Origin of the sequence: Citrobacter meridianamericanus, from assembly GCF_041320245.1 — a bacterium.
In the GTDB taxonomy this organism is placed as follows: Bacteria; Pseudomonadota; Gammaproteobacteria; order Enterobacterales; family Enterobacteriaceae; genus Citrobacter; species Citrobacter meridianamericanus.
Genome location: NZ_CP101036.1, coordinates 2,789,993 through 2,809,962 on the forward strand (window position 1 = coordinate 2,789,993; position 19,970 = coordinate 2,809,962).

At 41.6% G+C, this 19,970-nt stretch carries 27 protein-coding genes; 2 read left to right on the forward strand and 25 right to left on the reverse strand.

The genetic code is table 11. The annotated features are described in order from the left end of the window. Window positions 1–159 precede the first annotated feature (159 nt). The 4 genes from NMD08_RS13575 to NMD08_RS13590 form a co-directional block, all read right to left on the reverse strand. On the reverse strand, window positions 160–420 hold the full coding sequence (locus tag NMD08_RS13575; RefSeq protein ID WP_370618296.1) for a hypothetical protein: 261 nt from the start codon (window positions 418–420) through the stop codon (window positions 160–162). A gap of 331 nt (window positions 421–751) precedes the next feature. After that, window positions 752–1,111: a hypothetical protein gene (locus tag NMD08_RS13580; protein WP_370618298.1), complete on the reverse strand. Its 360-nt coding sequence runs from the start codon at window positions 1,109–1,111 to the stop codon at window positions 752–754. 42 nt (window positions 1,112–1,153) lie between these two features. Beyond that, on the reverse strand, window positions 1,154–1,534 hold the full coding sequence (locus NMD08_RS13585; protein ID WP_370618300.1) for a hypothetical protein: 381 nt from the start codon (window positions 1,532–1,534) through the stop codon (window positions 1,154–1,156). A gap of 65 nt (window positions 1,535–1,599) precedes the next feature. After that, window positions 1,600–2,880 carry a replication initiation factor domain-containing protein gene (locus NMD08_RS13590; RefSeq protein ID WP_370618302.1) on the reverse strand — a complete coding sequence of 427 codons (1,281 nt, stop codon included), beginning with the start codon at window positions 2,878–2,880 and terminating at the stop codon, window positions 1,600–1,602. 133 nt (window positions 2,881–3,013) lie between these two features. On the opposite strand from NMD08_RS13590, the gene NMD08_RS13595 reads away from it, so the two are divergent. Then, window positions 3,014–3,214 carry a hypothetical protein gene (locus NMD08_RS13595; RefSeq protein WP_370618312.1) on the forward strand — a complete coding sequence of 67 codons (201 nt, stop codon included), beginning with the start codon at window positions 3,014–3,016 and terminating at the stop codon, window positions 3,212–3,214. A gap of 1,020 nt (window positions 3,215–4,234) precedes the next feature. On the opposite strand, the gene NMD08_RS13600 is transcribed toward NMD08_RS13595, so the two are convergent. The 9 genes from NMD08_RS13600 to NMD08_RS13640 all read right to left on the reverse strand — a co-directional run bounded on the left by NMD08_RS13600 (window position 4,235) and on the right by NMD08_RS13640 (window position 11,638). Next, a complete protein-coding gene (locus NMD08_RS13600; protein WP_370618262.1) occupies window positions 4,235–4,390 on the reverse strand; it encodes a hypothetical protein in 156 nt (51 codons plus the stop codon). Between the two features lie 9 nt (window positions 4,391–4,399). Further along, window positions 4,400–5,614, reverse strand: coding sequence for a type II secretion system protein GspD (locus NMD08_RS13605; RefSeq protein WP_370618284.1), 1,215 nt, complete (start codon window positions 5,612–5,614; stop codon window positions 4,400–4,402). Continuing rightward, window positions 5,589–6,809 carry a zonular occludens toxin domain-containing protein gene (locus NMD08_RS13610; RefSeq protein WP_370618314.1) on the reverse strand — a complete coding sequence of 407 codons (1,221 nt, stop codon included), beginning with the start codon at window positions 6,807–6,809 and terminating at the stop codon, window positions 5,589–5,591. Before NMD08_RS13610 ends, NMD08_RS13605 begins: the two co-directional genes overlap by 26 nt. Before the next feature lie 10 nt (window positions 6,810–6,819). Then, window positions 6,820–7,242: a hypothetical protein gene (locus NMD08_RS13615; protein ID WP_370618316.1), complete on the reverse strand. Its 423-nt coding sequence runs from the start codon at window positions 7,240–7,242 to the stop codon at window positions 6,820–6,822. Next, entirely contained in the window at window positions 7,220–8,863 is a 1,644-nt protein-coding gene (locus NMD08_RS13620; RefSeq protein ID WP_370618318.1) for a hypothetical protein, read from the reverse strand. Before NMD08_RS13620 ends, NMD08_RS13615 begins: the two co-directional genes overlap by 23 nt. Window positions 8,864–8,916: 53 nt before the next feature. After that, window positions 8,917–9,177 carry a hypothetical protein gene (locus NMD08_RS13625; protein WP_370618296.1) on the reverse strand — a complete coding sequence of 87 codons (261 nt, stop codon included), beginning with the start codon at window positions 9,175–9,177 and terminating at the stop codon, window positions 8,917–8,919. A 332-nt stretch (window positions 9,178–9,509) separates the two neighbouring features. After that, window positions 9,510–9,869: a hypothetical protein gene (locus NMD08_RS13630; RefSeq protein WP_370618298.1), complete on the reverse strand. Its 360-nt coding sequence runs from the start codon at window positions 9,867–9,869 to the stop codon at window positions 9,510–9,512. 42 nt (window positions 9,870–9,911) lie between these two features. Continuing rightward, window positions 9,912–10,292, reverse strand: a complete 381-nt coding sequence (locus NMD08_RS13635) for a hypothetical protein (RefSeq protein ID WP_370618300.1) — start codon at window positions 10,290–10,292, stop codon at window positions 9,912–9,914. Between the two features lie 65 nt (window positions 10,293–10,357). Then, complete coding sequence (locus NMD08_RS13640) at window positions 10,358–11,638, reverse strand: replication initiation factor domain-containing protein (RefSeq protein WP_370618302.1); 1,281 nt, start codon at window positions 11,636–11,638, stop codon at window positions 10,358–10,360. A gap of 133 nt (window positions 11,639–11,771) precedes the next feature. Here NMD08_RS13640 and NMD08_RS13645 point away from each other — a divergent pair, with 133 nt between their 5' ends. Further along, complete coding sequence (locus NMD08_RS13645) at window positions 11,772–12,011, forward strand: hypothetical protein (protein ID WP_370618304.1); 240 nt, start codon at window positions 11,772–11,774, stop codon at window positions 12,009–12,011. Between the two features lie 1,071 nt (window positions 12,012–13,082). Here NMD08_RS13645 and NMD08_RS13650 read toward each other — a convergent pair. From NMD08_RS13650 to NMD08_RS13705, 12 genes are all read right to left on the reverse strand, one after another. Then, complete coding sequence (locus tag NMD08_RS13650; RefSeq protein ID WP_370618320.1) at window positions 13,083–13,505, reverse strand: hypothetical protein; 423 nt, start codon at window positions 13,503–13,505, stop codon at window positions 13,083–13,085. Next, a complete protein-coding gene (locus tag NMD08_RS13655; protein ID WP_370618322.1) occupies window positions 13,502–14,125 on the reverse strand; it encodes a hypothetical protein in 624 nt (207 codons plus the stop codon). Before NMD08_RS13655 ends, NMD08_RS13650 begins: the two co-directional genes overlap by 4 nt. Continuing rightward, entirely contained in the window at window positions 14,059–14,298 is a 240-nt protein-coding gene (locus tag NMD08_RS13660) for a hypothetical protein (protein ID WP_370618324.1), read from the reverse strand. The genes NMD08_RS13655 and NMD08_RS13660 overlap by 67 nt, the downstream gene beginning before the upstream one ends. Next, the gene (locus tag NMD08_RS13665) at window positions 14,295–15,086 is read right to left on the reverse strand and encodes a zonular occludens toxin domain-containing protein (RefSeq protein WP_370618326.1); all 792 of its coding nucleotides are present in this window, start codon (window positions 15,084–15,086) and stop codon (window positions 14,295–14,297) included. Before NMD08_RS13665 ends, NMD08_RS13660 begins: the two co-directional genes overlap by 4 nt. A gap of 32 nt (window positions 15,087–15,118) precedes the next feature. Next, window positions 15,119–15,373, reverse strand: a complete 255-nt coding sequence (locus NMD08_RS13670; RefSeq protein WP_370618328.1) for a zonular occludens toxin domain-containing protein — start codon at window positions 15,371–15,373, stop codon at window positions 15,119–15,121. Between the two features lie 9 nt (window positions 15,374–15,382). Continuing rightward, a complete protein-coding gene (locus tag NMD08_RS13675; RefSeq protein WP_370611727.1) occupies window positions 15,383–15,673 on the reverse strand; it encodes a DUF2523 family protein in 291 nt (96 codons plus the stop codon). A 10-nt stretch (window positions 15,674–15,683) separates the two neighbouring features. Further along, a complete protein-coding gene (locus tag NMD08_RS13680; protein ID WP_370618330.1) occupies window positions 15,684–16,541 on the reverse strand; it encodes a hypothetical protein in 858 nt (285 codons plus the stop codon). Continuing rightward, complete coding sequence (locus NMD08_RS13685; RefSeq protein ID WP_370618332.1) at window positions 16,538–17,251, reverse strand: hypothetical protein; 714 nt, start codon at window positions 17,249–17,251, stop codon at window positions 16,538–16,540. The genes NMD08_RS13680 and NMD08_RS13685 overlap by 4 nt, the downstream gene beginning before the upstream one ends. A gap of 1 nt (window position 17,252) precedes the next feature. Continuing rightward, window positions 17,253–18,836 (reverse strand): hypothetical protein, encoded by a 1,584-nt coding sequence (locus NMD08_RS13690; RefSeq protein WP_370618334.1) that lies wholly within the window; start codon window positions 18,834–18,836, stop codon window positions 17,253–17,255. A 230-nt stretch (window positions 18,837–19,066) separates the two neighbouring features. Continuing rightward, window positions 19,067–19,306 (reverse strand): hypothetical protein, encoded by a 240-nt coding sequence (locus tag NMD08_RS13695; RefSeq protein ID WP_370618336.1) that lies wholly within the window; start codon window positions 19,304–19,306, stop codon window positions 19,067–19,069. A 76-nt stretch (window positions 19,307–19,382) separates the two neighbouring features. Next, window positions 19,383–19,601, reverse strand: coding sequence for a hypothetical protein (locus NMD08_RS13700; protein WP_370618338.1), 219 nt, complete (start codon window positions 19,599–19,601; stop codon window positions 19,383–19,385). 11 nt (window positions 19,602–19,612) lie between these two features. Further along, window positions 19,613–19,969: a hypothetical protein gene (locus NMD08_RS13705; protein WP_370618340.1), complete on the reverse strand. Its 357-nt coding sequence runs from the start codon at window positions 19,967–19,969 to the stop codon at window positions 19,613–19,615. Window position 19,970: the final 1 nt, after the last annotated feature.

Consider the following 19,970-nt stretch of genomic DNA (forward strand, 5'->3'; position numbering starts at 1 on the left):
TGATGGGATGTGTATCAGGGTTTATTTCTGTATCAGCCAGTGGCGAAACACTATTATTAGCATTAGCAGAAAAGACAAAAAAGAGAGGATGAAAAAATGATTTTCATGTTATGAATCTCTAAAAAAAGCCCCCTTAAAGGAGGCTTCAATTAATTAAATTTATTGTGCTGCTTTAGCAAAGAAAGATTTAATAACCCCCATACCGACAGAAACAACAAGTTTAAAGGTCAGGATACCGAACGCCGCTGTTACAACCGCCCCCATAGTAACCAGAATAGGATTTGAAATTGCTTCCAGCATAGCCGTAGTAATAAACGTAGACGGATCTGGAGGCGTACCCGCTGCCAGTGCAGAGCCAGAGGTGCCAGCCATTACAGCAGCAGCCACAGCTTTTAATTTAAAACCAGTAGTAATATTCATGAAATACCTCTTTAACGGGAAGAAGAAATAAACGTTCGCTTAATAAAAGCGAGAAGAAAACCAGAGCCAAAACCAGATAATAAAGAAAAAACCATAAAATAAAAAGATACTCTACAGGCTCTTTATCCTTAAGAAACGGATCTATTAAGTCATATAAATACCCCATTTAATTAATCCCCCAACAAAAGCCCCGCGATAAACGACAGAATAAACAATATCAACGGGGCCAGCCCATACAACAATATTAAATAAAAATCACCAGAAGCCATTATGATTTATCATCTACGAAAAAATAGATGCATATTCGATTAATTCACGCGACGCTTTATTTTCAAGATTCATAATCAGCCCCTACGCAAAAAACATGATTCCCGCATTCAGGACAAACACGCTGTCCTGCAAACTCACAGTTGCACAGAACGCAACGATGCTTAACCGGACGCGCATAACCTGTATTGCCCGTCAGATGGTTAACAGCAAGCTCTATAGCAGACGTCAGGCCAATAGCGACAACGGGAGTCGGACGGCAAGCAGAACAGCGCATTTCACGCCTTTCCTGACACCTCGCCAGTTCAGCGACAGAATTTTTATAGTATTTGCGGATAAACGGCGAATCCGGATCAAATGAATTAATATCACAGAATCGGATATAATCTGACTGGTCAGAAATGCCAGGATATAATTTAGCCATGATTATCACCTCCTGTAAATTCCGGCCCGAAGGCCAGAACCATCAGGATTTAGCCTGCTGTTTAACAGCTTCAATAGGCGTATGGGTCAGTTTGCCATAACCAACCAGCTCATAATCACCGACAACACGTTGAGCCTGACCACGGCCACGGGCAGTGCGTTTATCATGAGGAATAATCAAAATATAATCATAGCCCTGCTGATTAGCCTGCCGGACATCATTCTGTAAACGCTTAATAAGAGCAAAATTATCACCCACAGTGAATTGCTCAGAGATAAAGCCACGCCCGACAGAACGGTCGCCATCTTCATAATCGGCGAGCGTATCAACCGGACACATATGTTCAATAGCCCCTGTACTCTTATTGGTGTATTGAATAATGGATCCACCAAAAACACAAATTGAATTAGCGAGTTTTGACATTTTATTACCTCATATATTTAATATTTACCAGACTGATTAAAGGCCGTTTATTCATATATATTTAATTAAAAAGGAATCGGCCTGTTTTTAAATTGATTTCTTACTATTTGTTGATAACAGTCATTAGTTGCAAATCTTATACTTTCATCTTCTATATGTTCTCTCCTGACAATAGTTGATATTAATGCTTCGACGTCATATCCCAATTGATGAATAACGGAAGCAATTTTCTTTGAGCATTGAGTACGTAACCATTTCACATCTGACTCGAAAGAATGAACGGCCTTACGCAAATCAGACAGAGACGGATTAAACGGGTTTATTTTACGGGGTTTTGAAGGGTTTAATTGTGCTGCGTAATCGCAAAGCCCTGTAAAATAACTCTGAATATCTAACAATATTTCAACAGGTACATGCTTAAGTTCAACCTCAGAGCGATTCCATACAATATCAAGTCCCTGCTCTAACGCTTTGTTATAAATCCGCCAGAATGTTAACGACTGACGGCTTCCCACCGTCAGCATTTCAACATCACCAATCGTGTACGTATGAGCCGACGAACGACGCCCACGACCTCTATAGAATGCATCATTTTTGAAATCCTGATATGCGTGTTGCACAGTAAATACACCATCAAAATCATCAACGCATAAATCAAGGCGGTTTATTGTCGTTATTCCAAGATGTGTAAACCACTTATACAAATGTTCTGGCGATGTACCCGAAAAAACATGCTTACAACCGTGAGCATTAATCTGAATAAATACAGTCCCCTCATTTCCGCCAAAATAAAGGAATCCTAGTTCAGTACAGTTTTCATCATCATGAGCATATAACGGCGCTGAATCCTCATATAAAAAACGACCATATCCACGAAATATACCGAGATGTAAACCCAATTCGGCAGCGAGCCAACGCCGGATCAATTCAACACGCGATTCAAGAACCTTTTTATTATAGCTATCAAGTTGTGCATCAAACGCTTTTCTTGCCTGACGAAAATCCCCATCGAAATCAGTGATCGGAAATGTATAACCATCGACAAAATCATCAAATGATTCCTCAATATCGGAATCAGTTAATGGACACCAGACGCGCGTTTTTGGATTAATCACGTCAGTAAAGAAAGCATCCCGCGCTTTAACATGATTGCGGTAAACAGGATGGATACCGTATTTACGCCATTCGGCCTGCTCAGGAAAGGTCACAAAATCCTTCACCGCCGAGGAATGCATGACAAACGCCAGCCAGTCGATATTGACAGGACGATCATCAGGAAGATCCACAGCTACCGCACTGGTGAGAGTAGAAGTTTTGTTGAGATCCTTTGCTATGATTTCCATCATGTTCTCATGTGGTCATGATTACCTGAAATTTTTATACATCAAGTGATAACTTGACCACAAGAGAAAATGAAAATTAGTGCGAAAGAATACTAGAGTTCATTGTGCTTAACTGAAATCTAAAGAGAGGTGAAAAATGGCAGATAAAAGAAAGGGTTATAACGTACCAGTAGATAAGTACCTGAAACTTGAAAGAATGGCAGTTGATATGAGTTACAAGGTTGGAAAAACAATTAAATGGAGTGAAATCATCACTTATCTAATTGATAATTATGCAAAAGATGCAGTAGAAGATATGATTAGCCAAGAGACTATTAAGAAAAAACGAGTAATGTGAAGTGCATCACAATTGAATTAAGCAACAACGATGAATGACCCGCCTCTTACACACAGCTAAATCTAACCTCCCTATCGCCCTGAATACCTGACCAGAAAACGAGCAATTGCGGACGGATCCGCATTGTCCCGTTGAATTAACCCCCGTATTACATAGCGGGGGTTTTCCCGCCGCGTGGCGCTGGCGAACAAAAAGCCAATGCGCCATCGCCCACCCACGGCGCGTAAGTGCCCTTCTTAACCCCGCATCTTTTACGCTTCCTCGACCGTTCGCTCACTCCGTTCGGTCGCTTGTCTGCGGCGAGCGTTGCCTTCTCTCTCCTCATGGATGTAACTACCTACCGAACTGGAATATCGACGAACGACAGGAACGTGAAAGCCGGTGCTTAACTTCACCAGTGAGAAAACCGCTTTGCAGCGATAAAGGCGCATGGCCAGAGAATGGATCGAGAGAGGATCAAGAGGACATTCCAAAATGGCAGAGGTGCGCACAATGACGTTATGTTAAAGATGCCGCTGCGCGTGTAACCCATTGTCGCAGCGGCATTTTCAACATAACGAGTCGTACATTATGCGCACCACGGCTTATGTATGCCTGATATGGGAAAAATGAGCGCCAGTTATCCTTGTCAACAAATCCACCCCCACGTGAATGAAATCAGGTTCCGGCGCTCATTTTTGTTCAGAATTTATGAATGCTAAAAACTGCAATCCAACTTTACTAACCACACAGGCCAACAGCGACGAACGCCGCGCACTGGAGACCGCTATGGTAAAAGCGATAACAAATCAATGATACTCAGGATCGGTCATCAAATACCGGCTTTTTATAGATGCACAAATAAACCGGAAAAAACACACCGACCAAAAAGCCCGTCCCAAACCAGCCAGGCAAAAGAAACCGCATGATCCGTTTATGCATACACCTTCCTGTCACATCGTGCTGTTTTGTGTGCAGGAGCTGCCCGCCTTCAGCGTTCACTCCCGCACTCATTATATGCACAATACAACAGCAAAAAAATCACTCTTCACGGATATCGAGAAAATCATGGTAATCCGGCGTGCCAACATAAAGCACCTCATAATCATCACCGCGCCATCGATCACACTCATCGCTGTAATCACCACGATAAAGCCATGAACCATCAGGCCAGACAAAAATATCATTGTAATCCATGCCCTCCCCTTAAACCTTTTTAGCCTGGATGACGATTAATAAATCAGTACTTTGTTTCTGGTCTGATTTCGTAGACCATGATTTAGGTAAGAACGAAAGCCCTGTGTTTTGCTCGCCATCTTTATTCTCAGCAAGACCCGATAAAACGATAATATCACCATCTTTCATGTTAACGTTTGTCACGATCTGGCGTGTTGTGAATGTAGGGGAATTATTTACCCCCGTTGTAGTTTCTGCATAATCACTTAATTGCTGGTCTATTTTCATCGACACTAAATCGCGCGTTATTATCGGTCTGACTTTGAAATCAACACCCGTATTACGGTAAACAATCGACTGTACAGGCGTGCCGTTCTCATACGTCAGAGAGCCGACAGTTGGCACACTAGCCCCGACTGAAAATGCGGATTCCTGACCTGACACGACCCGCAGCCGTGGCGAACTGACAAGAGAAAAACGATTATCAGTACGAAACAACTCATAAAGCGCGTCAAATGAAGGACCATTAAATTGAATAAAATTACTGTATCCCTGTTTTGAACCAATACCAATACTAAATCGGTCATTAAGCAGTTTAGACGCCAGAACAAGGCCAGAGCCATTTTTTTCATTAGTCTGTACTTCAAATACAAATGCAGAAACAAGCACCTGCTCCGCTCTGACATCGATTTCCTCTAATAACTTTTCTATCTGGTCTATATTACGTTTAGTACCACGATAAACAAATGTATCACCTGATGTGCTCATAAATGGTTGTTCACTGGATACCTGCAAAGAATCAGCGCCAGCATTTGAAATATTCTGCGTGAATGATGTCCCCAATGCCTGCGCAAGATAAGGTACATCGCGAAAACGCGGAATATAGGTATATGTGTAAAAACGTTGCGGAGTAATAACAGGTTTAAAACTATAAAGATAATCAACACCCTTCTTTTGTGTCACTTTCACATTCATGTTTTCCAGATAACGAAGAATAAAATCCCGTTCATCATTATCAGGGTGAATATGCAGCGTCAACATTCTTGCATCTTGTGTCAATTCAGGTGACAGCATAAATGGACGTTTTAGCACCTGATTCCAGATTACAGAAACCGCCTCGGGGAATTTCATAGCATTAACTTCAAAATCTGTACCCGCAGCAAATACCGGAGAACACAAACAAAACAAGGGAAACGAAAGTAATCGCATAATATTAACCTCATTTAAATAATGATGACGTAGCATTACTGACACCTGAATTAAGTTGTTCAGTCATATCAGGTTGATTAACAGAAGCACCAGTGGTGCCGGAATAAAACGTGATCAATTCATTGCCGATGACAAGTTGAGTAAAACGCCCTTTATATTGCTGTTCAGATGCATGATAGCGAACATTCCCCGCATTATCCGTCAGGATAAAATAACGCTCAGTATCAGAAGAAACTAAATAGCCAGACAGCCGCCACTTAGACGACAGAACAGGCAAAGCAGGTGCAGCAGGAACGGCAGCAGCAGCGGGAGCGTCTGGAACGCCAGCAGACTGGACAGAATGGGTATTTTCAGTATCAGCACCAAAATAAGAAGAACAAAGCAGATAAGCAACATACCCCAGCACAACAAGAAAAAAGAATTTTAATATAAATAAAAAACACCCTTTCTTTCTGGCAGGCTTATTTTCTGAAACACTGGAATCTTGTGTAATATCAGAAGATTTAACAGTTGTGATGTTACCTGACATAACCCCACCTGGAATAAGAGAATAAATTGCACGCATATCAACCAAATCATCACCAATTAGTTCATAACCATCAGTGAATTTTAAATCTGTATCATAAAATTGATAATATTCCTTAGCAAAGAAAGAAAGGCTGTTAATCGGTTTATCATACTGCCCTTTTTTCTTGTGATAATAATTTGCCTGGACAATATGAGGTATTATTGATTTTTTGGGCTTAATAAAATCAATAATTGTTGACACGAAAGGGATTCTAATTTTATCAAGACGATTAAGAACAACAACCTGATCATATAAATCTCTGACCTGCGAATCAATATGATCAGGGTGTTGAACAATTAAATAAACATCCCAATGCCATTTGCGGGCGTGCCGTATCCAGTCAATAACAGATTCTCTATCTCGATGTTTAAAATCCCGCGTATTGAGAAAGTTTGCACATTCGTCAAGAATAAGCACGCCATGTTTATCTTTACAGGATTCAGGCGAACCCCAGCCTAAAGATTTCAGGTCAGAAGAACGAATATTAAAAGGTAATACAGTTATTTCTTTAGCTGATTTAGGGCCAAGAAATTCAGTAAAAAAAGGATAATTTGACGCGCAACGAATACTGGAATCACCATCATTATAAGTCAGGGACATAATGTAAGCAGCAAATATCCCCTTTCCCGCTCCAAGCCCTCCCTGCGTTACATAAACAGTCATATATCACCCGTTACTTTTTAAAAAATGGAAGGGAAAAAGGAGAAGTAGTTATTCTTAACAATTCTCTTGAATAAATAATTAAGAAGTGAACACCTAAAACTGCGGTTTGAGCAGAGACAATTATACTGATATATTGAGTTAAATTAACAGGTAACAAACTCATAAAACATAACCAAAGTTCGCCAGAGAAAGAACCTGTATTCAATAAATCATAAAGATAACCGTTAGCCATATCTAAAAGAGATTTAACCGCCACACCAACAACACTAACAAATACAGTTAAAAATAAAATATGACCCGATGTAAGATTAAATAAAGAATAAAAAAATAATCCAGAACCAACCGAAATAAGCCGAGTGAGTTGTGAAATCACCCAGGCTAACGAGGTACGAAATAAAAATGAAAGAACGTTAACAAGCGCAATATACCACATTATTTAACCCCTGTAATCCACGAACAACAATGAAATAGACAGCAACCGCCGTCATTATTTTAAATACCCATGTAATAAAGCCTCTTAAATTTTTGTCATACCATATACAAAAGTCATTAAGTACAATAGTTTTTTTTAGTGTTTTGTTATCAACAAGGCCGAGAGTAATATCAAATGATAATGGGCGACATACCCCCGTTATGCCAACAAGTGTATTATTAATGTCATCTATATTTAATGACATATCAGGAACTTGATTTTTTAACGCATCTAATGATGATTTAAAAGAAGGAACTGAGGAATTAAAACTTTCCTCTATATTATCGAGATACCCGTTTGTTGTATTAGTAAGGTCTGAAAAATCAAGATTTGAATCATCAAATTCAGGTGTCTTATCATTAAAAACCAGGCTATCTTTAAAGGAACGATGAAAGGCTTTAACCTCAGCAAGTAAGTCGCCGTCGCCATCAGTATTCCCGCCACCGGAGCCGTTACCGCCAGAACCATTCCCACCACCTGAGCCGTCGCCCCCGCCGCCGCCTCCGGAGCCGTCGCCGCCGCCGTTGCCGCCGCCAGAACCGCCGCCAGAACCGCCGCCGGAACCACCACCGGAACCACCACCGGAACCACCGCCGGAACCACCGCCGGAACCACCGCCGGAACCACCGCCGGAACCACCGCCGGAACCACCACCGGAACCACCGCCAGAACCATCACCGGAACCATCATCGCCATCACTGGGGCCAGACTCTTTAAGGACGATCTGAGCAGTCGGGCCAAACACTGGATCATCAACGGTTTTAATAGCAAACTCGGAATTCAGAGTACAAGAAGTAAGAGTATCCTTTTGTTGAAGAATACTTGTAGGTGTTGGTAATTCAGGACATGAGTAATACGGATGAACTGGAATATTAAAATAAGGGTAAGAAATCTCAAGACGGGACATTTTAGGTCTCAACTGTATATAGCCAAATGAACCCTTAATTAAACCGTATTGATATTCATAAGAATAATAAAAGGTATTTTTAATAATTTCTATCACTGGATCTCTGAGAGATATCTCAGGGTACAACTTAAGCACCTCTTGAGAAACAACAGGTCGGAAACGATTATAACGCCCTTTAATATAGGGTTGAAAGTTTTTCACTAAAAAAAGTCTTTTAATCTCAGGATAGGTAACATTAGGTAAAACTCTTTCGACTGCTTTTTCATCAATGTAATACAAGCAGTTTGTTCCATAAGAAATATAAGCAGATGACTGACCAGGGCGTTTTATATCATCAGTAAGAAAACCCGTATTTGGAGATAATTTATAAGATGAACAATCAGGGTTTTTTACAGGGTTAAATACATCAGTATCATCAGCGGGTAGATTGCGGTGCCAAATTCCCGTTGGGCGTTTTGTACTCCCATCAATAACGCAATTAAAACAAATATATTCCTTTCCAAAAAAAGTAGCCTTATAAAAACCGTCATCGGTTTTGACAGCCAGATCCATTCCCCCTTCATAAATGATGGGATGTGTATCAGGGTTTATTTCTGTATCAGCCAGTGGCGAAACACTATTATTAGCATTAGCAGAAAAGACAAAAAAAGAGAGGATGAAAAAAATGATTTTCATGTTATGAATCTCTAAAAAAAGCCCCCTTAAAAGGAGGCTTCAATTAATTAAATTTATTGTGCTGCTTTAGCAAAGAAAGATTTAATAACCCCCATACCGACAGAAACAACAAGTTTAAAGGTCAGGATACCGAACGCCGCTGTTACAACCGCCCCCATAGTAACCAGAATAGGATTTGAAATTGCTTCCAGCATAGCCGTAGTAATAAACGTAGACGGATCTGGAGGCGTACCCGCTGCCAGTGCAGAGCCAGAGGTGCCAGCCATTACAGCAGCAGCCACAGCTTTTAATTTAAAACCAGTAGTAATATTCATGAAATACCTCTTTAACGGGAAGAAGAAATAAACGTTCGCTTAATAAAAGCGAGAAGAAAACCAGAGCCAAAACCAGATAATAAAGAAAAAAACCATAAAATAAAAAGATACTCTACAGGCTCTTTATCCTTAAGAAACGGATCTATTAAGTCATATAAATACCCCATTTAATTAATCCCCCAACAAAAGCCCCGCGATAAACGACAGAATAAACAATATCAACGGGGCCAGCCCATACAACAATATTAAATAAAAATCACCAGAAGCCATTATGATTTATCATCTACGAAAAAATAGATGCATATTCGATTAATTCACGCGACGCTTTATTTTCAAGATTCATAATCAGCCCCTACGCAAAAAACATGATTCCCGCATTCAGGACAAACACGCTGTCCTGCAAACTCACAGTTGCACAGAACGCAACGATGCTTAACCGGACGCGCATAACCTGTATTGCCCGTCAGATGGTTAACAGCAAGCTCTATAGCAGACGTCAGGCCAATAGCGACAACGGGAGTCGGACGGCAAGCAGAACAGCGCATTTCACGCCTTTCCTGACACCTCGCCAGTTCAGCGACAGAATTTTTATAGTATTTGCGGATAAACGGCGAATCCGGATCAAATGAATTAATATCACAGAATCGGATATAATCTGACTGGTCAGAAATGCCAGGATATAATTTAGCCATGATTATCACCTCCTGTAAATTCCGGCCCGAAGGCCAGAACCATCAGGATTTAGCCTGCTGTTTAACAGCTTCAATAGGCGTATGGGTCAGTTTGCCATAACCAACCAGCTCATAATCACCGACAACACGTTGAGCCTGACCACGGCCACGGGCAGTGCGTTTATCATGAGGAATAATCAAAATATAATCATAGCCCTGCTGATTAGCCTGCCGGACATCATTCTGTAAACGCTTAATAAGAGCAAAATTATCACCCACAGTGAATTGCTCAGAGATAAAGCCACGCCCGACAGAACGGTCGCCATCTTCATAATCGGCGAGCGTATCAACCGGACACATATGTTCAATAGCCCCTGTACTCTTATTGGTGTATTGAATAATGGATCCACCAAAAACACAAATTGAATTAGCGAGTTTTGACATTTTATTACCTCATATATTTAATATTTACCAGACTGATTAAAGGCCGTTTATTCATATATATTTAATTAAAAAGGAATCGGCCTGTTTTTAAATTGATTTCTTACTATTTGTTGATAACAGTCATTAGTTGCAAATCTTATACTTTCATCTTCTATATGTTCTCTCCTGACAATAGTTGATATTAATGCTTCGACGTCATATCCCAATTGATGAATAACGGAAGCAATTTTCTTTGAGCATTGAGTACGTAACCATTTCACATCTGACTCGAAAGAATGAACGGCCTTACGCAAATCAGACAGAGACGGATTAAACGGGTTTATTTTACGGGGTTTTGAAGGGTTTAATTGTGCTGCGTAATCGCAAAGCCCTGTAAAATAACTCTGAATATCTAACAATATTTCAACAGGTACATGCTTAAGTTCAACCTCAGAGCGATTCCATACAATATCAAGTCCCTGCTCTAACGCTTTGTTATAAATCCGCCAGAATGTTAACGACTGACGGCTTCCCACCGTCAGCATTTCAACATCACCAATCGTGTACGTATGAGCCGACGAACGACGCCCACGACCTCTATAGAATGCATCATTTTTGAAATCCTGATATGCGTGTTGCACAGTAAATACACCATCAAAATCATCAACGCATAAATCAAGGCGGTTTATTGTCGTTATTCCAAGATGTGTAAACCACTTATACAAATGTTCTGGCGATGTACCCGAAAAAACATGCTTACAACCGTGAGCATTAATCTGAATAAATACAGTCCCCTCATTTCCGCCAAAATAAAGGAATCCTAGTTCAGTACAGTTTTCATCATCATGAGCATATAACGGCGCTGAATCCTCATATAAAAAACGACCATATCCACGAAATATACCGAGATGTAAACCCAATTCGGCAGCGAGCCAACGCCGGATCAATTCAACACGCGATTCAAGAACCTTTTTATTATAGCTATCAAGTTGTGCATCAAACGCTTTTCTTGCCTGACGAAAATCCCCATCGAAATCAGTGATCGGAAATGTATAACCATCGACAAAATCATCAAATGATTCCTCAATATCGGAATCAGTTAATGGACACCAGACGCGCGTTTTTGGATTAATCACGTCAGTAAAGAAAGCATCCCGCGCTTTAACATGATTGCGGTAAACAGGATGGATACCGTATTTACGCCATTCGGCCTGCTCAGGAAAGGTCACAAAATCCTTCACCGCCGAGGAATGCATGACAAACGCCAGCCAGTCGATATTGACAGGACGATCATCAGGAAGATCCACAGCTACCGCACTGGTGAGAGTAGAAGTTTTGTTGAGATCCTTTGCTATGATTTCCATCATGTTCTCATGTGGTCATGATTACCTGAAATTTTTATACATCAAGTGATAACTTGACCACAAGAGAAAATGAAAATTAGTGCGAAAGAATACTAGAGTTCATTGTGCTTAACTGAAATCTAAAGAGAGGTGAAAAATGGCAGATAAAAGAAAGGGTTATAACGTACCAGTAGATAAGTACCTGAAACTTGAAAGAATGGCAGTTGATATGAGTTACAAGGTTGGAAAAACAATTAAATGGAGTGAAATCATCACTTATCTAATTGATAATTATGCAAAAGATGCAGTAGAAGATATGATTAGCCAAGAGACTATTAAGAAAAAAACGAGTAATGTGAAGTGCATCACAATTGAATTAAGCAACAACGATGAATGACCCGCCTCTTACACACAGCTAAATCTAACCTCCCTATCGCCCTGAATACCTGACCAGAAAACGAGCAATTGCGGACGGATCCGCATTGTCCCGTTGAATTAACCCCCGTATTACATAGCGGGGTTTTTTCCCGCCGCGTGGCGCTGGCGAACAAAAAGCCAATGCGCCATCGCCCACCCACGGCGCGTAAGTGCCCTTCTTAACCCCGCATCTTTTACGCTTCCTCGACCGTTCGCTCACTCCGTTCGGTCGCTTGTCTGCGGCGAGCGTTGCCTTCTCTCTCCTCATGGATGTAACTACCTACCGAACTGGAATATCGACGAACGACAGGAACGTGAAAGCCGGTGCTTAACTTCACCAGTGAGAAAACCGCTTTGCAGCGATAAAGGCGCATGGCCAGAGAATGGATCGAGAGAGGATCAAGAGGACATTCCAAAATGGCAGAGGTGCGCACAATGACGTTATGTTAAAGATGCCGCTGCGCGTGTAACCCATTGTCGCAGCGGCATTTTCAACATAACGAGTCGTACATTATGCGCACCACGGCAGAATCAGACAGAATCCGTGATTATGTGAGCATGGATTTACCTGATTACTTTATGTAACTCTTTAATGCAGCCTCATGCAGATTCTTATCGTACTTCACCATCCTTTCTGGATGCCTCAAAGGAGTCGTCGAAATTAACGAACATAGATAACCATCTCTACCATATCGGCTTTTTAATAAAATCGATGAGGCTTCACTACACGATAATTCATCTTCCCAGTACAACAGAGGAACCCCACGTGAAGGAAAGGATGACCAACGACCATTAACATTCAAATAACGATTCGTTCCTCTTACATCTTTATGATTAGGATAATAAATTAAATAAAACGTACTTCTCTGCATGCTGACCTCCTGACAATCTGAATCAGTTTTATAACAGATAAAATTACGTGAAAATTTTACTTAACCACTCTCATTGTTACGTCATTTTTTCACGTAACCGCACAGGCCACGAACGACGAACGCCGCGCACTGGAGACAAATGTCTCCAGTTCGTCACGCAGCTACACGACGAAAACCCCTTACGCTTTTGTCGTGTGAACCTGCAACACAATCAGGATATCGGTTTTCGATTTTTCGTCTGACGAGGACATGAATGATTTAGGCAGGAACGAAAAACCCGTTTTCGCATCGCTGTCCTTTGTCTCGGCTAAACCGCCCAGGACAATAATATCACCGGACTTAACCGAAACGAACGTGGATACTTCACGCTTAAGCAATGTTGGTGAGTCATTTACGCCCGTATCCGTTTTCACAAAGTTACTCAGTTGCTGGCTGATTTTGATATCCGTCACCGCACCGCGCACGTCCGGTTTTACATCAAGGATTACACCCGCATTACGATACTCAATCGACTGATAGGACGAATTCTGATTGCGATCGACACCGCCCAAAACAGGCACTTCCTGACCGACAGAAAATTGCGCCGAATAGCCGGACTTCACCCGCAGACGTGGCGAACTGACAACGTGAAAACGGCTGTCAGTGCGGAACAACTCATACAGCGCATCGAGCGACGAGCTACCGATACGAATAAAGTTCTCATAACCCCCGTAAGATTACCGGTGCTGATGGTCACTTTCCCGTTAAGGAGTTTGGCGGCAAGCGCGAGGCCGGAGCCGTTGCGCTCATTCGTCTGGACTTCAAACACGTATCCGGCAACATAAACTTCATCGCCAGCCGTATCGATTGACGGCAAAACCTGCTCCATGCGGCGTATATTTTCCCGCGTACCGTAAAAAACAAGCACATCCCCTGCCCGGTTTAAATTATCCGTAGCCGTGCCAGGCTGAATCTTGTCCGGCGAAATATCAAAACCACCAACACCCTGTTTAGCGCTGAAATTCCCCTCGACGAACGTTCTCAGAATCTCAGACAAATAAGACACGCTGCGGAAACGGGGCTGATACACAAAAACCTCCCGCCGTGGTTCAGCCGCCGCAGCCGCTTTCACTGGCGCAACATAATCAATCCCGTTTTTAGAGTGAATTTTAATATTCAGGTTGCCAAAATAACGTTCAATAAATGCCCGTTCATCAATTTCTGGTGTGATACGCAGCGACACAACCCGCGATCATTCGCCAGTTCCGGCGCAAGCATATACGGACGGCTGAATACCTCGCTGTATATCAGGTTAATAGCTTCAGGTAACGCCACCCTGTTAAGTTCCAGCGAAACACCGGCTGCATGCAAAGTACCGGACAAGACAAAAATCAGTGAAAATATAATCCCTTTCATTTTGAAGCCCCTTTTGTTATCTGACCTGACCACACCGTAATTTTTTCGTTGTCTATTTCACCGGACATAAACAAACCGTTAAACGTGAATGAAGTAAGCGGTTCAGTTCTGACTCTCCCGTCAGTATTAACCATCACCACAAAGCCAACTCCCTGCTTAACAAGACGCCCGCCGATGCGCCAGTCAGCAGAAACCACAGGACGTGGGGGCAAACCTTGTGATTGCGGTTGAGATGTCCGGGAAGCACCGGAAGCCGTTGAAGCAGAGGAATTTTTTGTCGTTGCATTCTGGGTATCCAGAAGCGGTGACGAATCAGGCGAAAAGAATCGAATAATAAAAAACAGGCCAACAGCAAGAGAAATTAACGGAATAATAAAGAAAATAAATACAAATTTAGGCTGAAAAACAGACTGGCGCTTATCAACTATCTTTTCATTCCCGTTATTACCGTCATACGACTTATACAGCGGAAATATTTCTTTTTTATACCCGCACTGATAAGACTGAATGCGGCTTGTCTTGACCAGTTTAACTCCTTCAAACACATCCACCCGATAACGCTTTGACAGTCCCAGCGCCGTTAGTTTTGTCATTCTGAACGTCTTGGATGTACGATCCTTAATGAAACGGGCAACCGTTGCCAGTGACTGATTCATAAAAACAAAGTCACAGGAAACCCCTGTTTCAGCATCGGTAAAATGACGATGCTCCGCAAAAAACGAACGATGTTCATTACAGATAGCAGAATCTTTGTCCCATAAACGGTGTAATTCATCAGCAATAATCAAATCACCTGGCTTACAAAATGTGTCAGGAACGGCTAAACCATCTTTACCTTTATACGGAAAAAATCCTTTTTCTTCATGTCGTCATCATCGACAACCAGCACCTGCCCGAGCGCGTCACGGTCAGCTTTGAGCTTATCGACACAATAATCATAAATAGCATCAGGAACGACACCAATGATGTTGGTCACAACCCGCCGACCTGCCAGAACGGCAGGCAGGAGCACATTCGCCACGCACTCGTAAGACTTGCCGGAACCCGGTATACCGATATAACCAGAAATAGCCATAACGTCCCCTTACTTCCCGACAATGGGGATCATCCCGATAATGAAACGTGTCACCAGTGCGGAAAACACCACGGATAAGCCAAACGGTAATTGCGCCAGGTTGATGAAGTACCAGGCCGGATCCGGTAACTGGTCAAAAAGCGAAACCAGATTTGTAGAATCAGGCAATAATTTAGTAACCACGCCCATAATCTCAGATATCAGGAATGTCAGCGCCCCAAAGATAATGGCTTTCATCGTGGCCTGTTTTAACACCCAACCCAGCAGATAATTAATTGCAGAAACAAGAATACGATACATAAAAAACTCCTTATCGAACCAGAATAATGAGGCCCAGCATCGTCCAGCAAATGACAAAGAACAGGGCAATTAACTTTTTATTGGCTTCAGCCAGAATACAGAATGAATCCATCGAATACGTTTTATCGTAAAACGGAATATTAATAACCGGACACTGGACGACATGAGTCGTTAACTCAAATTTCTGTAAAAACGGCATCACTGACGTAATCGGAGACAAGACCTTGTCAATAGTCCCGCCATCATCAAGTTCCGGCGACTGGATACCAGGGTCAGGGCCAAAATCAACTTTAACCGATTCCTGTTTAGAAACCATTTCATTACTGATATAGGCATTCTGCGTATCGTCCCACTGCATTAAATGCAACTGACCGTCTTTGACCTGAACAAATAAATCAGAGTACGTCGGATTTAATTCACGCTCATTCATAACATGACTGATATCAGCCGATGACAGAGATAATGACGAGGTATAAGGCACGCCCTGATAATCAGCAGCCGCAGCCGCCTCAACCCATGCACTGTTCAGCAATAAAGAAAAAGCGGAAGCCAGTAACGGCGTTGACTGCAAAGATGAAAGATAGGCATTTTTCAAAATATCATCTCCACCGAGGAAAGGAGAAAAAACAAGTTTATACGTGAAATTCTGATAGAAAGGCGCATTGTTCTGTATTAAAGAATTATTGCCAGTGCCAGCGTTAGACGAGAAAGAAAATGAATTTTCAAAGCCGGTTGTGGCAATACAGACACTGTTACCGCGAAGCATAAGAGAGAAGGTATAAGAACGAGGAAGCAAAACGGGAGAATCATTAACACTGTATTCATTCATTCCCGAGGGGGTAAGTTTTTTATCTGTATAAGTCGTCAAAGTACAATGCGTATAAATGAATGTCCCGTTTTTATCTGTTTCACCAAGAAGCTTTTTTCACGTGCAGCATGTTTAAGATAAAATTCATTATAAACGGTATCCTGTACAAGGTTAATTAAAAAGTCAACAATATCCTCCGCATCATCTGAAACGATATAGCCATTATTATAAGGATAGCTAAAAACATCATCCTTATAAGAAGATGTAAAACGAGTTACACCCGTACTGACCTGTGTATCAGAAACAGATTTGTACGATATAAGCGGTAAGGGATTAGTAAAAGAAGGATTACCAAAGTCACCGGAATAATAAACATCAGAAGATAAAGATGTTACCCATAAAAGAGAGGCAGGAATATCAGAGAATGAAGATGCAACGGAAACAGCATTAAACGAAGATGATTTCACCACGCCAGAGTTAAGGAATAAATTAGCATATGACAGACCATTAAATAATGAATATTTTGATAAACTCAGCTTTGAATTAAGAACGGATGAAACCGCTTTAATGGTGTTTTCATACGCCCTGTCAGGTAAAGGTGTTTCCTGCGTTCTGTAATACTCAATCGCACGTGTAAGCGCCATTGAAAACGAAACAGATAATAATTCATCAACAACGCCGGATGAATCAAGCACGCTGCCATTTGGCAGTGGCGCAGCCGACACCGACAAAGACAGAAAAATCGAAATTAAACAGAATGATTTTTTCATCTCAAACCCTCCTGCGAATAACAATAAAGAGTGACATCATTGTCCAGGCTATAACCGCAAACATTTCAATAAGGGGAGCCTGCTTATCAAGAATAAAACAATGGCTATCAACCCTTTGACTGAAGTTAAGATATTCAATATTCAAATCAAAGACAGGACATTGTGCAGCCCTTGAGCGTAACTGAATATCCTTCATAAACGGGAGAATACTGGTTATCGGTAAAAGAATAACATCCATCGGCAGCGGTGCAGGAAAAACGGGAGCCTGTATATCAGGATTAATACCAAAATCCAGTTCGGGAACCTGCTCAATATAGGTATTTGAAACAAACTGATTGAGCGTAATATTATAAACAGGCAAATCCCAGTAACCAGTTTTACTGACAGGCACCAGTAAGTCAGCCGTGGTCAGTGCCATGTTACGCGCCTCCAGTATCTCATCAACCATCGTCGCTGTGACGGCCACCGACGAACTGTAAGGAATGCCCCTGTAATCAGCCCGTGATGACGCCCGCTGCCACGCAGCATTTATCATTGATGACACCTGCGACGATGAAAGCGGCCTGTTCTGAAGCTCCTGGACATAATCAGGTTGTGTATACAGAGGCGGAATAATGACCGCACCCTTTGAACCCGTATTATCCTTTACTGTTAATTCAGAGGAAGGATTAACCGTAGTATTTAAAAAAGTAAACCCAGGAAATTCAACGGTACGTGACCTGACAACGGAAGACTGTAAATAATAAACATCATTAATCATTCTATATTCCTCCTCCTTATAAATGTTATAAAGCGTTAACGGAGGAATAAAGGCAGATAAATATGAAAGTGACGGTAATGAAACAATGGAGCCATTAATGTTGTATGCCTGTCTGGCATCAGAATCAGTAACAGATTTAGAAATATCAGGAAAGGAAAAATCATCCAGGCGGATAAGTGTATACACTTTGCGATAACCGCCTAATTCCACAACACCTCCCGTCATACATAAATTGCAGGAATCAGACAGTGATTTATATTCTTTTGCGAGTTGATTGTAATATCTCTCAACAACCGAAGCGCTGCCTGAAATATAAAAATCCAGTAATCCGGAAGCCGTATCTGAAGTCACATAAGAAAGATTATCAGGATTACCGGAAAGCCCTGTTGACGAATAGTTATATACCCCATTTCGGGAGCCGGAAAACTTTGTTCCAGGAGAAACTGAGGGATAATAATCCGGTGATAAAGGAGGAATACGAACAGGTACAGGATTTAAACGGGATGGCGTACCGTACATTGCATCAGCCCCTGATACAGACGGCGAAAGCGCCGCCAGTTCAGCCGGAGATGTCACATTAACGACTTTACCGTTATATGTATTGATATTGAAATCAGATGGATTAACAGCGCCGAGAGACACCGCAGACGCCGCGACAGCAGGCACATGACCATCAGAACGCAGATTATTACCCACACTGGCAGGCGTGCTCCTGTCCAGTTCCTCAGCGACTTTTATATATGTAATTGTTCCTGCCATACCCACAGCGGTAATACCCAGACCATACATAACATAGGTTAAAGCAGAGCTTATTGTAGTAGCCATTGCAGTTGTACCCGCAGGCATTGCAGCAAGAGCAAGTATGGGGACAAAAGCGTTAGCCTTTCGGGGATATGAAAAATTCAGAATAAATACACAGAGAAGATAAACAACTAACCTTTGAGGCCAAGAATAACAACGTATGCACATAGCAGACCCCACAGAAAAAATACAACATTCCAGAGTTCACCCATAAAAAGGGGAAAGGTTGCCCCTTCCCCGCTCCTGTATATTAATTAGTTGGTGCGCAGGAAAAGAATCAATTTCTTGACACCCATAATAACAACATACAAACCCGCCAAAATAGCTGCAATAGCCATAATAGCAGTAATTACCGCACCCATATCAACGGCGCTGGTAATAGCCGTATAATCAGGTGCATCAGCAGCAAAAGAATGGACAGAAAAAAGAGCCAGTGATAAAGCGGCAATAAATTCAGCTTTTAACGATGATAAAACAGATAAAAATTTGAACATAATAAATCCCTCTTTGATAAAATAATAAGGCAAAACAAAAAAGACAAGACAGGTTGTTTTAAGTCATACATACCCCCTACCCACGTTTAATCATACCCAGCAGTAACCCGACACAATGAGAAGTAAGCCAGAGTATTAATACAGATGAAAATCCAATAATAAAAAAAGGTGCAGATTCAGAATAAACAGGCGATGACAATGACAGACTGACAGGAACGCTTGTCACATCTATAGAAACAGACTGGCAAACTTTATCTACCATATTACAGATTGTTCCGGTCAGTTCATTAGACATAAATCACCCCACTATTTAACAGAAGGTTGTTCCTTTGATTTATCCTTTACTGGTGAAAGTGAAGGAATAATTTCAGTAGTAGAAGAAAGCAATTCATAGTCAACAAGTGCATATTTAGCAATTTCTTTTGAGTCAACTTGTTCCAGTTCCGCATCAATAATAACTGGACGCCCCGCCGCCTTTAAGTCATCAACCAAACGACGACCAAGCGCATTATCATTACTTGTATCAATATTAACTTTATTTGCTCGATATCCGGCTGAATTATCTTTCACACTAAATTTAAGAGATGATGAATTCATAGACGCATACGGAGTACCGCTTTCCATCTTTCCATATTGTGCATAGTGGACAACTATTTTAGTCATT

Coding starts and splice junctions, on each gene's coding strand:
- NMD08_RS13575 (WP_370618296.1), bottom strand. CDS start 420: ATGAATATTACTACTGGTTTTAAATTAAAAGCTGTGGCTGCTGCTGTA.
- NMD08_RS13580 (WP_370618298.1), bottom strand. CDS start 1,111: ATGGCTAAATTATATCCTGGCATTTCTGACCAGTCAGATTATATCCGA.
- NMD08_RS13585 (WP_370618300.1), bottom strand. CDS start 1,534: ATGTCAAAACTCGCTAATTCAATTTGTGTTTTTGGTGGATCCATTATT.
- NMD08_RS13590 (WP_370618302.1), bottom strand. CDS start 2,880: ATGATGGAAATCATAGCAAAGGATCTCAACAAAACTTCTACTCTCACC.
- NMD08_RS13595 (WP_370618312.1), top strand. CDS start 3,014: ATGGCAGATAAAAGAAAGGGTTATAACGTACCAGTAGATAAGTACCTG.
- NMD08_RS13600 (WP_370618262.1), bottom strand. CDS start 4,390: ATGGATTACAATGATATTTTTGTCTGGCCTGATGGTTCATGGCTTTAT.
- NMD08_RS13605 (WP_370618284.1), bottom strand. CDS start 5,614: ATGCTACGTCATCATTATTTAAATGAGGTTAATATTATGCGATTACTT.
- NMD08_RS13610 (WP_370618314.1), bottom strand. CDS start 6,809: ATGACTGTTTATGTAACGCAGGGAGGGCTTGGAGCGGGAAAGGGGATA.
- NMD08_RS13615 (WP_370618316.1), bottom strand. CDS start 7,242: ATGTGGTATATTGCGCTTGTTAACGTTCTTTCATTTTTATTTCGTACC.
- NMD08_RS13620 (WP_370618318.1), bottom strand. CDS start 8,863: ATGAAAATCATTTTTTTCATCCTCTCTTTTTTTGTCTTTTCTGCTAAT.
- NMD08_RS13625 (WP_370618296.1), bottom strand. CDS start 9,177: ATGAATATTACTACTGGTTTTAAATTAAAAGCTGTGGCTGCTGCTGTA.
- NMD08_RS13630 (WP_370618298.1), bottom strand. CDS start 9,869: ATGGCTAAATTATATCCTGGCATTTCTGACCAGTCAGATTATATCCGA.
- NMD08_RS13635 (WP_370618300.1), bottom strand. CDS start 10,292: ATGTCAAAACTCGCTAATTCAATTTGTGTTTTTGGTGGATCCATTATT.
- NMD08_RS13640 (WP_370618302.1), bottom strand. CDS start 11,638: ATGATGGAAATCATAGCAAAGGATCTCAACAAAACTTCTACTCTCACC.
- NMD08_RS13645 (WP_370618304.1), top strand. CDS start 11,772: ATGGCAGATAAAAGAAAGGGTTATAACGTACCAGTAGATAAGTACCTG.
- NMD08_RS13660 (WP_370618324.1), bottom strand. CDS start 14,298: ATGAAAGGGATTATATTTTCACTGATTTTTGTCTTGTCCGGTACTTTG.
- NMD08_RS13670 (WP_370618328.1), bottom strand. CDS start 15,373: ATGGCTATTTCTGGTTATATCGGTATACCGGGTTCCGGCAAGTCTTAC.
- NMD08_RS13675 (WP_370611727.1), bottom strand. CDS start 15,673: ATGTATCGTATTCTTGTTTCTGCAATTAATTATCTGCTGGGTTGGGTG.
- NMD08_RS13685 (WP_370618332.1), bottom strand. CDS start 17,251: ATGAAAAAATCATTCTGTTTAATTTCGATTTTTCTGTCTTTGTCGGTG.
- NMD08_RS13690 (WP_370618334.1), bottom strand. CDS start 18,836: ATGGCTACTACAATAAGCTCTGCTTTAACCTATGTTATGTATGGTCTG.
- NMD08_RS13695 (WP_370618336.1), bottom strand. CDS start 19,306: ATGTTCAAATTTTTATCTGTTTTATCATCGTTAAAAGCTGAATTTATT.
- NMD08_RS13700 (WP_370618338.1), bottom strand. CDS start 19,601: ATGTCTAATGAACTGACCGGAACAATCTGTAATATGGTAGATAAAGTT.
- NMD08_RS13705 (WP_370618340.1), bottom strand. CDS start 19,969: ATGACTAAAATAGTTGTCCACTATGCACAATATGGAAAGATGGAAAGC.